This is a genomic window from Caldimonas tepidiphila (assembly GCF_003569765.1).
In the GTDB taxonomy this organism is placed as follows: domain Bacteria; phylum Pseudomonadota; class Gammaproteobacteria; order Burkholderiales; family Burkholderiaceae_C; genus Caldimonas; species Caldimonas tepidiphila.
In genome coordinates, this window is record NZ_KZ983961.1 from 2,144 (window position 1) to 17,037 (window position 14,894).

Here is a 14,894-nt window from a genome sequence, read left to right on the forward strand (position 1 = left end):
GTGAGCAAGGACGATGGCTGGCGCATCCCGGAAGAGCTGTGGGCCCAGATGGAGCCACTGCTGCTGCCCCGTCCCCAGCATCCACTGGGGTGCCACAACCCGCGCGTGTCGGATCGTGCAGCCATGAACGCCATCTTGCTGGTGCTGCGCACGGGCATGCAGTGGAACGCCTTGAAGGCCACCGGGGTGTGCTCGAGCAGCTCGGCCTACCGGCGCTTTCGCGAGTGGTGCGACGCCGGGGTGTTCCTGGAGTTCTGGCAGCAGGGCCTGTTGGCCTACGATGCGTTGAAGGGCATCGACTGGAGCTGGCTGGCAATGGACGGCGCAATGACGAAGGCGCCGCTGGGTGGGGGGGAAAACGGGCCCCAACCCTACGGATCGCGGCAAAGGGGGCACCAAGCGCAGCACGCTCACGGACGCAGCCGGCATCCCGCTGGCCATTGAGGTGGCGGGTGCCAACCGGCACGACATGAAGCTCACCGCTGCCACCTTGGCCGGCATCGTGGTCAAGCGGCCCGATCTGCGGCGCGAGGCCCCTCAGGGACTGTGCCTGGACAAGGGCTATGACTACGACGAGGTCCGAGCGCTTGTGGCCGCGTTCGGCTTCACCGCCCACATCCGGACCCGCGGCGAAGAGGCCGCGGCCATCAAGCGCGAGGCGGGCGACAAGGCGCGACGCTGGGTGGTAGAGCGCACGCACAGCTGGCTCAACCGCTGCCGTCGCATCCTCGTACGCTGGGAAAAGCGCGCTGATACCTATCTCGCCATGCTGCACCTGGCTTGTGGGCTCATCACTTGGCGCGCTACTGGCCTACTGGAATAGGCTCTTAGCTGCTGAACTGCCAGTCGAAGCCGGCGGCGACGAAGTGCGGGTTCTCGAAGCCCGCCTTGCCGTAGCGCAGCGCCTGCCCTTCGCGCGTCAGCACCCGACCGCCGGCGGCGAGCAGCACCGCGTGTCCGGCCGCAGTGTCCCACTCCATCGTGCGGCCGAGGCGCGGGTACAGGTCGGCCTCGGCGGCAGCCACGAGGCAGAACTTCAGCGATGAGCCCGCACCGCGCAGCGCCGCGACCCGGGTGCCCCCAAGGAAGGCGTCCATCGCCGCGGCGTCGCCGTGCGAGCGGCTGCCGACCACGACCAAGCCGTCGGCGCCTGGCTCGCGCACGCGAATCGAGCGGCACCCCGCGGCGTCTTCCAGGGTTGCACCCGCCCCGGCCATGCCGGCGAACAGCCGGCCGAGCGCCGGCGCGAGGACGACGCCGAGGACCGGCACGCCTTGCCGCACCAGCGCGATGTTCACGGTGAACTCCCCGTTGCGGTTGATGAACTCCTTGGTGCCGTCGAGCGGGTCCACGAGCCAGAAGCTGTCCCCCACCGCAGGGATGCGGCCCTGTGACACGCTTTCCTCGGCGACCACCGGCACGCCCGGCAACAGGGCGCCGAGCGCTTCCAGGATCAGCGCCTCGGCGCGCGCGTCGGCCTCAGTGACCGGGGAGGCGTCCTGCTTGTGCTGCACGACGATCTCCCGCCCGTAGATCTCCAGGATCGCGCGCCCGGCAATACGGGCGATGTCGCAGACGGGGGCCAGCAAGGCTTGCAACTCGGCGGCTGCCGTGGCATCGAGGCTTTCAGGATGCAAAGGAATTCTCCGAAACGGGAGTTGCTGGAGTGAGCGGTGGGTTCACCAGTGTATCGCCCCATTACACTTGCCAACCCCATATGTGGGTGTAAACAATTTTGTTGCCAAAGATTTCCACCCTTGCAGAAGCCGCTTCCGAGCGCCGCCGGCTCGCCGTACAGCTGCGCCTGCAGGGCCTGACCCTGGCACAGGTGCGCGAGCGCACAGGGCTGAGCTCGCCGACGATCGTCGCGGCGTTCCGGGCATTCCAGCAGGGGGGGTGGAACGCGGTGGCGGCCCGGCCCGCAGGTCGGCCTGCGGGCTTCGGACGGCGTCTGGACAGCGAGCAGGAAATGCAGCTCGCCGCCATCGTATGGCGGGAGTGGCCCGAGGACCACGGTCTGCCGGCCGAGGCCTGGACCCCGGCGCTGGTGCAGCGGCTGGCCGAGCAGCGCTTCGGCATGCAGATTTCCAGGCAGGCCTTGGCTCGCTATCTGAAGCGCTGGGGTTGCGTGGCGAACGCCGTGCCGCGGGCGTCGGCGGCTGCGCACCGCCTTGCCTGGTGCGGCGAGGTGGCCGGCGGCCCCTCGACGCAGTGCCGAGGCCGGGCGCTGTTTCTCGTCACCGCGCGCGGCCGGCTGCACTGGCTGCCGGTGCGCAGCGGCGAGAACGCCCGGGCGCTGCACGCGCTGCTGCGCCGCGGCTGGAGCCGCGGGACCACGCTGCTGCTGCACGGCATGCGGGTCGAGCAGGCTGTCGAAGCCGACAAGGGCCTCGCCGCGTGGCTGGCCGCATGTCCGGGGCTCGCCGTCGAGCCCACCGACATGCAATGGATTCACCCGGTCGGGCCGGCTGCCCCCCTCCGACACCGAGAGACTCGGGCGGCGACGCCCGTTCCGAAACCGCAGGAAGAGATTTCCATGAACCTGACCCATCTGCAGCGGCTCGAGGCCGAAAGCATCCACATCATGCGAGAAGTGGTGGCCGAGAGCGACAACCCGGTGATGCTGTATTCGATCGGCAAGGACAGCGCGGTGATGCTGCACCTGGCGCGCAAGGCCTTCTTCCCGGCGGTACCGCCCTTCCCGCTGCTGCACGTGGACACGACGTGGAAGTTCCGCGACATGTACGCGATGCGCGAGCGCATGGCCCGCGAGTCGGGGATGGAACTGCTGGTGCACGTCAACGAGGAGGGCGTCGCGCGCGGCATCAACCCGTTCACGCACGGCTCGCAGATCCACACCGACGTGATGAAGACCCAGGCGCTGAAGCAGGCGCTGGACAAGCACGGTTTCGATGTCGCCTTCGGCGGCGCGCGGCGCGACGAGGAGAAGTCGCGCGCGAAGGAGCGCATCTTCTCCTTCCGCACCGCGCAGCACCGCTGGGATCCGAAGAGCCAGCGGCCGGAGCTCTGGCGGCTCTACAACGCGCGCAAGCACAAGGGCGAGTCGATCCGCGTCTTCCCGCTGTCGAACTGGACCGAGCTCGACATCTGGCAGTACATCCTGCTGGAGAACATCCCGATCGTGCCGCTGTACTTCGCCAAGGAGCGCCCCGTGGTCGAGCGCGACGGCACGCTGATCATGGTGGACGACGAGCGCATGCCGCTGCGCCCCGGCGAAGTACCGGTGATGCGCAGGGTGCGCTTCCGCACCCTGGGCTGCTACCCGCTGTCGGGAGCGGTGGAGTCCGAAGCGCAGAGCCTCACCGCGGTGATCCAGGAGATGCTGCTGACGCGCACCTCGGAGCGCCAGGGCCGGATGATCGATCACGACTCGGCCGCGTCGATGGAGAAGAAGAAGCAGGAAGGCTATTTCTGAGCGCGCAGCCGCGCCTGCCTTCCCGACTTTCCGCCGCCTCCCACTGAAAAGACTGACTTCCATGGCCCACCAATCCGACCTGATCGCCAGCGACATCGAAGAGTACCTGCGCCGGCACGAGCGCAAGAGCCTGCTGCGCTTCATCACCTGCGGCAGCGTCGACGACGGCAAGAGCACGCTGATCGGCCGCCTGCTGTACGAGTCGAAGATGCTGTTCGAGGACCAGCTCGCCGCTGTTGCCGCGGACTCCCGCAAGTGGGGCACGCAAGGCGGCGAGATCGACTTCGCCCTGCTGGTTGACGGCCTGGCCGCCGAGCGCGAGCAGGGCATCACCATCGACGTCGCCTACCGCTTCTTCTCGACCGAGCGGCGCAAGTTCATCGTCGCCGACACGCCCGGTCACGAGCAGTACACCCGCAACATGATCACGGGCGCGTCCACCGCCGACGTCGCGGTGATCCTGATCGATGCGCGCAAGGGCGTGCTGACGCAGACCCGCCGCCACAGCTACCTCGCATCGCTGGTGGGCATCCGCCACGTCGTGCTCGCCGTCAACAAGATGGACGCCGTGGACTACGCGGAGCCGGTGTTCCGGCGCATCGTCGACGACTACCTGACCTTCGCCCGGCAGGTCGGCCTCGAGCAGGTGACCGCCATCCCGATGTCGGCGCTCAAGGGCGACAACATCCTGGAGCGCAGCACGCGCATGCCCTGGTACCGCGGCACGACGCTGATGGGCTACCTGGAGGCGGTGGAGATCGACGCCACGCACCTGCAGAAGCAGCCGCTGCGCATGCCGGTGCAGTGGGTGAACCGGCCGGACATGCATTTCCGCGGCTTCGCCGGCACGCTCGCCAGCGGCGTCGCGCGGCGCGGCGAGCGCATCCGGGTGCAGCCTTCCGGCAAGGAGGCCCGCATCGAGCGCATCGTCACTGCCGATGGCGACCTGGAGCAGGCCGTCGCAGGCCAGTCGGTGACGCTGACGCTGAGCGAGGAGATCGACATCTCGCGCGGCGACATGATCTCGACCGCCGAGGCGCCGGCCGAGGTGGCCGACCAGTTCGAGGTCACGCTGGTCTGGATGCACGACGAGCCGATGCTGCCGGGCCGGCCCTACCTGCTCAAACTCGGCGCCTGCACCGTCTCTGCCACAGTCACCGAGATCAAGTACCAGGTCAACGTGAACACGCTCGAGCACCTCGCGGCGAAGAAGCTGGAGCTCAACGCGATCGCGGTGTGCAACCTGAGCGTGGACCGGCCTCTGGCCTTCGACGCGTACCGCGACAACCGCGACACGGGCGGCTTCATCCTGATGGACCGCCTCGGCAACAACACCGTCGGTGCCGGGATGCTGCATTTCGCGCTGCGGCGCTCGCACAACATCCATCTGCAGCACCTCGACGTGGACAAGGCGTCGCGTTCGGCGATGAAGAACCAGCAGTCCTGCGTTCTCTGGTTCACCGGTCTGTCGGGGGCTGGCAAGTCCTCGATCGCCAACCTGGTCGAGAAGAAGCTCTGCGCGCTGGGCCGCCACACCTATCTGCTCGATGGCGACAACGTGCGGCACGGGCTGAACAAGGACCTCGGCTTCACCGACGAGGACCGGGTGGAGAACATCCGCCGCGTCGGCGAGGTCGCGCGCCTGATGGTGGACGCGGGGCTGATCGTGCTGACCGCCTTCATCTCGCCCTTCCGCGCCGAGCGCCAGATGGCGCGCGGGCTGGTCGACGAGGGCGAGTTCCTCGAGGTCTTCGTCGACACGCCGCTGGAGGTCGCGGAACACCGCGACCCGAAGGGCCTGTACCGCAAGGCGCGCCGCGGCGAGCTGCGCAACTTCACCGGCATCGACTCGCCGTACGAGCCGCCCGAGAACCCTGAGATCCGCGTCGACACGACCCGGCTTTCCGCCGAGGAGGCGGCCGCCCAGATCGTCGCCGTGCTGGCCGCGCGCGGGCTGCTCGGCCTGCTGCGATGAGTCGTCCGCATCGCGGCAGCGCACAGGCAGGACGGGGAGCGCGCGCCGCAACGCGCGTGGCGCGTCGATGACGGGCCGCGGGGACTGGCGTTCGCCGCCGCAGCGCATCGTCGTGCTGTCGCAGGGCGACAACGCGTCCTGGGCCTACCTGCTCCAGCAGCGCCTGGCGTGCCAGGGGCTGCCGGTCGTCCACGCCGACCCGCGGCTGCCGCCTCGCGGCGCGGCAGCGGTCCCGCGTCCCGGCGACGCAGTAGTGATCTGCCGCTACCTGTCGCTGCCGTGGCGGACGCTGCTCGGGCGGCTGCGGTCGCAACTCGCGGGCGTGGTCTATTTCATGGACGACGACCTGCTCGACGCGGGCGTTCTGCGGGAGCTGCCCTGGCGCTACGCGCTCAAGGTCTTTCGCGGCGCTACGATGCACCGGCGCTGGCTGGAGCGCCATTGCGACGCCTTCTGGGTCTCGACGCCTGCGCTGGCGCGGCGCTACGCGGCGCTGCGACCGGAGGTGCTGCCCCTGCGTCCCGCACAGGAACTGCTGCAGGCCGCGCCCGCACCAGTGCGCATCTGCTACCACGGCAGCCTGCCCACCCACCGGCGTGAGCTGGAGTGGCTGCGGCCGGTGATCGAGGCGGTGCAGCGACGCTGTGCCCACACTCATGTGGAACTCTTCGGCGACGTCTCCGTGCAGCGGCTCTACCGAGGCCTGCCCCGGGTTTCGGTGGTGCACCAGCTGTCCTGGCCCGGCTACCTCGACTACAGCGCCGCGTGCCCGCGCGACATCGGGCTTGCTCCGCTGCGCCCGAGCCGCTTCAACGCGGCCCGCGGCGCGGTGAAGTTCTTCGATTTCGCCCGCATGGGAGCCGTCGGCCTGTATGCCGACGGCGAGCCCTACGCGGGCTGGGTGCGGCACGAGGAGGACGGACTGCTGCTCGACCACGAGCCGCAGACCTGGGTGCGGCACATCGTCGCGCTGGTCGAGGACGCGCCGCGCCGCGAGCGCATGGCGGCCGCGGCACGCCGCCGGGCTCTCGAGGCGGCCCGGCCTGTGCCGGAGCCGGGCCTGTGAGTCCCGTGGAAGCGAGCGCGATGTCTGCCGAGAAGCGGCCGCGCTACGGCGTCTTCACGCTGGGCCTGAGCCGGCTGCAGACGCTGCCGCGCCTGCTCGACGACCTGCAGGTCGTGGACATGCCCGCCGCGCTGTGGGATCCGCTCGATGGCGTACTGGCCTGGGGGCGCAAGCCGGTCGCGCGCCGCGCCGAGCGGGCGGCGCGGCGGCGCGGACTGCCGCTGCTCCGCATCGAGGACGGCTTCCTGCGCTCCGTCGGACTGGGCGCTTGCGAGCCGCCCTGGTCGCTGGTGGTCGACGACCAGGGCATCTATTACGACGCGACCGGCCCGAGCCGCCTCGAATCCCGGATCGCCGCCGGGCTGGACGAGGCACAGCGGCAGCGGGCCGACCGGCTGCGCGCGATGTGGCAGGCCGCCCGCCTCTCCAAGTACAACCATGCGCGCGAGTCGGCTGCGCTGCCGGCGGGCGCGTTCGTGCTGGCGGTGGACCAGACCTTCGGTGACGCCTCGATCCGATGCGGGCTGGCCGACGCCCGCAGCTTCGCGCGCATGCTGGAGGCCGCCCTCGACGAGAACCCGGGCGTGCCGGTCGTGCTGAAGGTGCATCCGGACGTGATTGCCGGCCGCAAGCGCGGGCACTTCGAGTCCCTCACGGCCGGTCAGGCCGGGCGGGTCGTGCTGCTGGCCGATGACATGCACCCGCCCGCACTGCTCGCGTCGTCCCGGGCGGTGTACGCGGTGACCTCGCAGATGGGCTTCGAGGCCCTGCTGTGGGGCAAGCCGGTGCGCACCTTCGGCATGCCCTTCTACGCCGGCTGGGGCCTGACGCAGGACGAGCTGCCGGCACCCGAGCGCCGGCGCCCCGTGCCGTTCGAGAACCTGGTGCACGCGGCACTGGTCGACTACCCGCGCTACATCGACCCCGAAACGATGCAGCGCTGCGAGCCCGAACGCCTCATCGAGTGGATGGCGCTGCAGCGCCGCATGCGCGAGCGCTTTCCGCCCCGGGTGCACGCGCTCGGCTTCTCGCGCTGGAAGAAGCCGATCGTGCATGCCTTCTTCTCCGGCAGCGAAGTGGATTTCCTCAAGCGGGCGGAATCGGCGCCGCCCGGCGCCACGCTGGCCGTCTGGGGCCGCCGCGAACCCGGAGGCGGCACGCCTGCCGTCCGGGGCCCGGCCGCTGCCGCGTCCGTCGTCCGCCTCGAGGACGGCTTCCTGCGCTCGGTCGGCCTCGGCGCGGATCTGGTGCGGCCGCTGTCCTGGGTGATGGACCGCAGCGGCATCTACTACGACGCGACGCGGCCCTCCGACCTGGAGACGCTGCTGCAGACGGCCGAGTTCGACGCCGCGCTGCTCGCTCGCGCACGCGCGCTGCGCGAGCGCATCGTCGCCACCGGCCTCACGAAGTACAACGTCGGGCAGGGCGGCTGGTCGCGGCCGGCACAGGACGTGCGCGTGGTGCTGGTGCCCGGACAGGTCGAGAGCGACGCCTCGCTCGCCTACGGTGCCCCGGGGCTGCGCACCAACTTCGGGCTGCTGCGTGCGGCGCGCGAGGCGGCGCCGCAGGCACACCTGATCTACAAGCCCCACCCGGACGTGGTGGCCCGGCTGCGCCAGCCGGGACGCGGCGAGGGCGAGGCGCGGCGCTTCTGCGACGAGCTGGTGGTCGACGCGCCGATGCACGCGATGCTCGACGCCGCCGACGAGGTGCACGTGCTCACCTCGCTGGCCGGCTTCGAGGCGCTGCTGCGCGGCAAGCGCGTCGTCTGCCACGGCCAGCCCTTCTACGCCGGCTGGGGCCTGACGCAGGATGCGCAGCCGCATCCCCGGCGCACCCGGCGCCTGACGCTCGACGAGCTGGTGGCGGGGGTGCTGATCCTCTACCCGGCCTACGTCAGCCGCAGCAGCGGCGCCTTCACCACCCCGGAGCGAGCCCTCGACGAGTTGCTGGCCTGGCGAGCCCAGGGTGCGTCGAGGCTATCGTGGCGGCGGCGGTTGCTGCGATGGGTCCTGGGCTGGCGCAAGCGCTGAGCCTGGGCGCCGAGGTGTCGTGAATACGTCACATAAATGGGAAAAAAGAGCAGAAATTCCGCTCTTGTAGGCAAAAAGCGGCAGTAGGCCGCTGGCGACGATAGGTTGCAACGACAACAATCAGGGAACAGTTGTTCCTTTTTGTCGCCTCTCGTTCGCCACGCCTTCCCATGACCGGCTCGTTTCGCACCGACTCCCTGCCGGCCATCCCGCCGCCGCCGGAATCGTTTCGCGCGCTGCTCGGCCATCAGCGCCCGCTCCTGCTGCAGGGGCCGATGGGCCCCTTCTTCGACCAGCTCGCCCGCTTCCTGCTGGCGCAGGGCAAGCAGGTGCGCAAGGTGCATTTCAACGGCGGCGACGAGCTGTTCTATTCGGCCACACCCGCCGAGCCCTACACCGGCACGCTGAAGGACTGGCCGCACTGGCTGCGGCAGTACCTGCGCTCGCACGCCGTCGATGCGCTGGTGCTGTTCGGGCAGACGCGCTCGCTGCACCTGCGCGCGCGCGCGGTGGCGCGCGAGCTGGGCGTGCCGGTCTACGTGTTCGAGGAAGGCTACTTCCGGCCGCACTACGTGACGCTGGAGCGCGGCGGCGTGAACGCGGACTCGCCGCTGCCGCGCAACCCGCAGGCCTACCGGGGCCGGTCGTCGCAGGAACCCGCATCGCCGCGCGCCACGAACCAGCGCTTCGGCCGCATGGCCTGGCAGGCGGTGTCCTACTACATGGCCACGGTCGCCAGGAGCCGCCGCTACGCCCACTACAGCCACCACCGTCCGATCAGTCCTGTCGCCGAGGGCCTGCGCTGGGTGCGCGGGGGCTGGCGCAAGCTGTGGTTCCGCTTGAAGGAGCGCGGCCACGCGAGCCTGTGCGAGGCGCCGCTGAGCGGGCGCTGGTTCCTCGTGCCGCTGCAGGTGCACAACGACAGCCAGGTGACGCACCACTCGCCGTTCGGCAGGGTCGAGAATTTCATCGAGCAGGTGCTCGCGTCCTTCGCCGCGCATGCGCCGCAGGACACGCTGCTGGTGATCAAGCACCATCCGATGGACCGGGCCTACCGCGACTACGGCCGCCTGATCGCCCGCGCGGCCGACGCGCTCGGCATCGGTGCGCGGGTGCGCTACCTTCACGACGCGCACCTGCCGACGCTGCTGCAGCATGCGCGCGGCGTGGTGACGATCAACTCCACCGTGGGGCTGCAGGCGCTCTACCATCGCTGCCCGGTGGTCACGCTCGGCGAGGCCTTCTACGCGGTGCGCGGCCTCGTGCATCCAGGGCCGCTGCAGAGCTTCTGGACGCAGCCGGGCGAGGTCGATGCGGCGCTGTTCAGCCGCTTCAAGGCTCACGTGATCGCGCAGAGCCAGCTCAATGCCAGCTTCTACGGCGAGGTGCCGGCGCTCGAGCTCGATACGGAGGGCAGCCCGGCGCTCGAGGCGCTCGAGGCGCTGGAGGCCCCCGAGCCGCTGCAGCGCGCCTGAGGCGTCGGCGCCCTGCGGGCCGCGGGCGGCCCCGCTACCATCGCGCCCCATGCGCATCATCTCCCTCAACGCCAACGGCATCCGCTCGGCCGCCACCAAGGGCTGGCCGGCATGGCTCGAACAGCAGCGCGCCGATTTCTGCTGCCTCCAGGAACTGAAGTGCCAGGCGCCCGACGTGATCGGGCGCTTCGAGCAGGTGGCGGGACTGCGAGGCCATTTCCACCACGCCGAGAAGAAGGGCTACTCGGGCGTCGGCGTCTACTCGCGGCACGAGCCGAGCGACGTGCGGGTCGGCTTCGGCTGCGCCGAATTCGACGCCGAGGGCCGCTACGTGGAGGCCCGCTTCGACACGCCGTCGCGGCGCTTCAGCGTCATCAGCTGCTACTTCCCGAGCGGCTCGAGCTCCGAGGAGCGCCAGCAGGCCAAGTTCCGCTTCCTCGCGGAGTTCATGCCGCAGCTCGAGCACCTGAAGGCCGGGCGCGAGTTCGTGCTGTGCGGCGACATCAACATCGCGCACCAGGCGCTCGACCTGAAGAACTGGAAGGGCAACCTCAAGAACAGCGGCTTCCTGCCCGAGGAGCGCGACTGGTTCACGCGCATGCTCGGCCTCGGGCTCGTCGACGTGCACCGCACGCTGCGCCCCGCCGACGGCGGCGAGGCCTACACCTGGTGGAGCAACCGCGGCCAGGCCTGGGCGAAGAACGTCGGCTGGCGCATCGACTACCAGATCGCCACGCCCGCCGTCGCCGCCACCGCGCATGCCGTGGCGGTCTACAAGGACCAGCGCTTCAGTGACCATGCGCCGCTGACGATCGACTACGACTACCCGATGTGAGGCGGATGTCGCGTCGCTCCCACAAAGGTTGCCAACGCGGAACTTCTTCCTTGTTGCAATAAAACGTTACCCCTAGACTGCGCCGCGCAGCCGCCCCACGGGAGGCGCGGCGTTTTCCGGAGAACAGGCATGAAGAAATCCCTCGCGGCGCTCGGCGCGCTGTGCGTCCTCAGCGTCGGTGCACAGGCCGGCGAGATCTATGGCAACGTCGGCCTGCCCGGCGTGATGCTGGGCTATGCGCAGCCCCTGAGCAGCAGCCTCACGGTTCGCGCCGACGTCGCCACGCTCGGCAGCCACGAGAAGTCGGGCAAGGAGGAGGGCGTGGACTACACCGGCAAGATCAAGGTGCAGCGCACCGGCGTGTTCGCCGACTGGTTCCCGTTCCAGGGCGGTTTCCGTCTCACCGGCGGCATGACCTTCAACGACATCAAGGCCAGTCTGAGCGCCCGGGGCGACGGCAGCTTCCAGCGCATCGGCGACACCGACTACCGGCTGGATGCCGACGACCGCTTCGACGTCGAGATCAGCTTCCCGCGCACCACGCCGTATCTCGGCATTGGCTACGGGCACCAGCTCGCCAAGGGCCTGGGCTTCGTGTTCGACCTGGGCGCCTCGCTCGGCAAGGCCAAGGTGAGCGTCAGCACCAGCGGCGACTGGGACGACAGTGCCGAGGCCCAGCGCGACATCGAGCGCGAGCGCCAGGAGCTGAGCGACGGCGTGGGCAAGATCAGGGTCATTCCCCAGATCAGCATCGGCCTGAACTACCGCTTCTGAGAGGGCGGGGGCGCCCGGCGCCCCCGCAGCACGAAGGGCGCCGCCATGCACAATGGCAGGCGCCTTTTTTCATGGATTTCCGACGACAACGATGCTGCGCTACGAAACCGTCCCCGTCACGCCCTTCCAGCAGAACTGCTCCATCGTCTGGTGCGACGAGACGATGGAGGGCGCGGTGATCGACCCCGGCGGCGAGCTGCCGCGGCTGCTCGAGGCGGCCGACCGTCTCGGCGTGACGCTGCGCCAGATCCTGCTCACGCACGCGCACATCGACCATGCGGGCGGCGCCGGCCGGCTCGCGCGCGAGCGGGACCTGCCAATCGTCGGCCCGCACGAGGGCGACCGGTTCTGGATCGAGGGGCTGGCGCAGCAGAGCCGCATGTTCGGCTTTCCCGAGGCCGAGCCCTTCGAGCCGGCGCGCTGGCTGCGCGACGGCGACACGGTGGCGGTGGGGCGCAGCCAGCTCGAGGTGCGCCACACGCCCGGCCACACGCCGGGTCACGTGGTGTTCTTCGCGCCCGACGCGCGGCGCTGCTTCGTCGGCGACGTGCTGTTCGCCGGCAGCATCGGCCGCACCGACTTCCCCGGCGGCGACCACGCGACGCTGATCGATTCGATCGCGCAGCGGCTGTGGCCGATGGGCGACGACGTGGTGTTCATCCCCGGTCACGGTCCGGAGAGCCGCTTCGGCGAGGAACGGCGCAGCAATCCCTACGTGCGGGGAACCTGAGGCCTCCCGGGGGCGGTCGTCCCGGAGCGGGACTCAGCCGCGCCGCGCCCGCTCGTACAGGGGCATCACCTTCGGCAGGTTAGCCTCGATCTGCTGGATGCGCGCCGTGCCCGCCGGGTGCGTGGACAGCCACTGCGGCGGCGCGCCCTTGTTCGCCGCGCCCATCTTCTGCCACAGCGTGACGCCGGCACGCGGGTCGTAGCCGGCGCGCGCGGCGAGCTCCATGCCGACGAGGTCGGACTCGCTCTCGTCCTCGCGGCTGAAGCGCATCGTCAGCAGCTGACCGCCCATGTTCAACAGCGTGTCGCCGACCGCGCCGAGCCCGAACAGGCCGGAGACGAGGTTGGCGCCGAGCCGGGTCGCCGCCGTCTTGCCGATGCGCTCGCGCGCGTGCTCGCGCAGCGCATGCGCCATCTCGTGGCCCATGATCATCGCCACCTCGTCGTCGGTGAGCTGCAGCTGCTCGAGGATGCCGGTGTAGAAGGCGATCTTGCCGCCGGGCATGCAGAAGGCGTTGAGCTGCTTGGAGCCGATCAGGTTCACCTCCCAGCGCCACTGCTTCGCGCGCGGGTTCCAGTTCTCGGCGTGCGGGATGATGCGCTGCGCGATCGCGCGCAGGCGGCGCAGCTGCGGGTGGTTGTCCGGCGCGAGCGCGTTCTGCGCGCGCGCCTCCTGCAGCATCTGCGCGTACTGCTGCGCGGCGGCCTGCTCGATCTGCTCGGCGGGCACGAGCTTGGACCAGGAGGACTGCTTGCCGACATCGATGCCTTCGCGCGTCTGCTGCGCCAGCACCGCACCGGGCAGCGCGACGGCCAGTGCCAGGGCCAGGCCGCTGAGGCGGGATGCGAGTTTCATGCGCTCATCTCCAGATGGGGTTCCCGGGGTTCGAGTCACTCCGCGGCACTGCGTTCCAGCATGCGGCGCACCGGCGGCAGCAGCAGGTAGGCCGGGAAGGACAGCCAGAAGGTCAGGAAGAAGTAGGCCGCGAAGCCCATCTCCTGCGCGCCGATGCCGCCGGCCCAGCCCGCCACCGCGCGGCTGAAGGCGAAGATCGACGACAGGATCGCGTATTCGGTGGTGGCCTTGGCACGGCTCGTGATTGCCATCAGGAAGGCAAGAAACGCGCCGGTGCCCAGGCCCCCGGTGAAGCTCTCGAGGCCGCTGGCCGCGTAGACCGCGAGCTGGTGGTGCAGCGCGATGTCGGCGGCGGCGATCGTGCCGTCGGCGCCGGGCACGACGCGCGGCACGTACCAGGCCGCGGCCGCGTAGCCGAGGTTGGACAGCGCCTGCCACAGCCCCAGCACCCACAGGCCGCGGAAGATGCCGCGCCGGTCAACGTACCAGCCGCCGATCAGTCCGCCCGCGATCGACAGCGCCAGCCCCAGGTTGACGCTGACCAGGCCGATCTGCTGGTTCGAGAAGCCCGCGTCGACCCAGAAGGGCTTGACCATGAAGCCCATCGCCGCGTCGCCGAGCTTGAAGGTGAGGATGAAGACCAGGATCGCGATCATCCCCGGGCGCGACAGCAGCTCGACCCAGGCGCCGAACACCGGGCCCTCGCGCATCAGGTTCGCGCGCGGACCGCGCGCGGCGACCACCATCAGCGACGCGCCGGCGAACATCAGCGACACCGGCAGCAGTCCCTTGAACCACCACAGCTGGTTCCAGCGCCCCACCGCCTCCCAGCCGGCGGCCCGCGCCACCGGCGGCAGCGCCGGCCACAGCAGCCCGACGAGCACCAGCGCCAGCGCCGCGATCCACAGCGGCTGCTCGCGCAGCAGCGAGAGCTCGCGAGCGACGCTGCCCGGGGCCGCGCCCGGGCGCCGCGGCTCGCGCGGCGCCAGCAGCACCAGGCCCGCGTTGAGCAGGAACACCGCGGTGCCGAGCAGGTAGGCCAGCGCCCAGCCGAACCAGCCCGAGATCATCAGCACCGCGCCCGCGGTCAGCATGCCGACGCGGTAGAAGCCGATGCGGAAGCCGTTGGCCATGCCGTACTCGCGCTTGTCGAGCAGCTCGATCGTGTAGCCGTCGGTGGCGATGTCGTTGGTGGCCGACAGCATCGTGAACGCGCCGATCGCGATCCACACCCAGGGGCTGACGATGCCGGGCGTGCCCGGCACGCCGGCCTGCGAGGCGAACAGCGCCATCACCGCCGCCATGCCGAGGTTGGCGCCCGCGACCCACCAGCGGTGGCGCCGCGCCCAGTCCACCGCCGGCGCCCACAGGAACTTCACCGTCCACGCCAGCCCGAGCAGGCTCAGCAGCCCGATGTCGGCGAGGTTGACGCCCTGCTGGCGGAAGTAGACCGGGAAGATGTCGAAGAACACTCCGAGCGGCAGGCCCTCGCTGAAGTACAGCAGCGCGACCCAGAACAGCTTGCGGCGGTAGGCAGGAGGCGTGTGCGGCGGGGCGACGGCGGCGGAGGAGGCGGACTCGGCCGCGGGCGGGATGCTCATGCGGGTGATTCTAGGCAGCGCCCCCCGGGACGCATGCGGGCGGTCGAGGGCAAATTTGGCAGCGGGTGCAATTCCCCGGCAAGGGGCGCGACTGCCGCAACACCCTGTCCTCGC

General features: G+C 70.3%; 12 protein-coding genes. 9 read left to right on the forward strand and 3 right to left on the reverse strand.

All coding sequences use genetic code 11. The features are described 5' to 3' along the window. Positions 1–24 precede the first annotated feature (24 nt). A protein-coding gene (locus D3A59_RS02030) for an IS5 family transposase (protein ID WP_419187226.1) occupies positions 25–823 on the forward strand; the annotation gives its coding sequence in 2 pieces (ribosomal slippage) (positions 25–348 and positions 350–823; 798 coding nt in all). Between the two features lie 4 nt (positions 824–827). On the opposite strand, the gene cysQ is transcribed toward D3A59_RS02030, so the two are convergent. Then, positions 828–1,589, reverse strand: coding sequence for a 3'(2'),5'-bisphosphate nucleotidase CysQ (gene cysQ / locus D3A59_RS02035; RefSeq protein WP_240635892.1), 762 nt, complete (start codon positions 1,587–1,589; stop codon positions 828–830). 947 nt (positions 1,590–2,536) lie between these two features. On the opposite strand from cysQ, the gene cysD reads away from it, so the two are divergent. From cysD to D3A59_RS02075, 8 genes are all read left to right on the forward strand, one after another. Continuing rightward, the gene (cysD, locus tag D3A59_RS26120; protein ID WP_272868039.1) at positions 2,537–3,436 is read left to right on the forward strand and encodes a sulfate adenylyltransferase subunit CysD; all 900 of its coding nucleotides are present in this window, start codon (positions 2,537–2,539) and stop codon (positions 3,434–3,436) included. A 61-nt stretch (positions 3,437–3,497) separates the two neighbouring features. Then, positions 3,498–5,411 (forward strand): sulfate adenylyltransferase subunit CysN, encoded by a 1,914-nt coding sequence (cysN, locus tag D3A59_RS02045; protein WP_119153272.1) that lies wholly within the window; start codon positions 3,498–3,500, stop codon positions 5,409–5,411. Between the two features lie 67 nt (positions 5,412–5,478). Continuing rightward, positions 5,479–6,477 (forward strand): glycosyltransferase family protein, encoded by a 999-nt coding sequence (locus tag D3A59_RS02050; RefSeq protein WP_119153273.1) that lies wholly within the window; start codon positions 5,479–5,481, stop codon positions 6,475–6,477. A gap of 20 nt (positions 6,478–6,497) precedes the next feature. Next, complete coding sequence (locus D3A59_RS02055; protein WP_119153274.1) at positions 6,498–8,510, forward strand: capsular polysaccharide biosynthesis protein; 2,013 nt, start codon at positions 6,498–6,500, stop codon at positions 8,508–8,510. A gap of 170 nt (positions 8,511–8,680) precedes the next feature. After that, positions 8,681–9,985 (forward strand): capsule biosynthesis protein, encoded by a 1,305-nt coding sequence (locus tag D3A59_RS02060; protein ID WP_119153275.1) that lies wholly within the window; start codon positions 8,681–8,683, stop codon positions 9,983–9,985. 49 nt (positions 9,986–10,034) lie between these two features. Continuing rightward, entirely contained in the window at positions 10,035–10,820 is a 786-nt protein-coding gene (locus D3A59_RS02065; protein ID WP_119153276.1) for an exodeoxyribonuclease III, read from the forward strand. Positions 10,821–10,949: 129 nt separating this feature from the next. Further along, positions 10,950–11,594: a CRISPR-associated endonuclease Cas1 gene (locus D3A59_RS02070; protein WP_119153277.1), complete on the forward strand. Its 645-nt coding sequence runs from the start codon at positions 10,950–10,952 to the stop codon at positions 11,592–11,594. A 91-nt stretch (positions 11,595–11,685) separates the two neighbouring features. Then, positions 11,686–12,324, forward strand: a complete 639-nt coding sequence (locus D3A59_RS02075) for an MBL fold metallo-hydrolase (protein WP_119153278.1) — start codon at positions 11,686–11,688, stop codon at positions 12,322–12,324. 33 nt (positions 12,325–12,357) lie between these two features. Here D3A59_RS02075 and D3A59_RS02080 read toward each other — a convergent pair whose 3' ends face one another. Both D3A59_RS02080 and D3A59_RS02085 read right to left on the reverse strand, forming a co-directional pair. Then, positions 12,358–13,179 (reverse strand): M48 family metallopeptidase, encoded by an 822-nt coding sequence (locus D3A59_RS02080; RefSeq protein ID WP_119153279.1) that lies wholly within the window; start codon positions 13,177–13,179, stop codon positions 12,358–12,360. Positions 13,180–13,214: 35 nt separating this feature from the next. After that, positions 13,215–14,780 carry an MFS transporter gene (locus D3A59_RS02085; protein WP_119153280.1) on the reverse strand — a complete coding sequence of 522 codons (1,566 nt, stop codon included), beginning with the start codon at positions 14,778–14,780 and terminating at the stop codon, positions 13,215–13,217. Positions 14,781–14,894 lie beyond the last annotated feature (114 nt).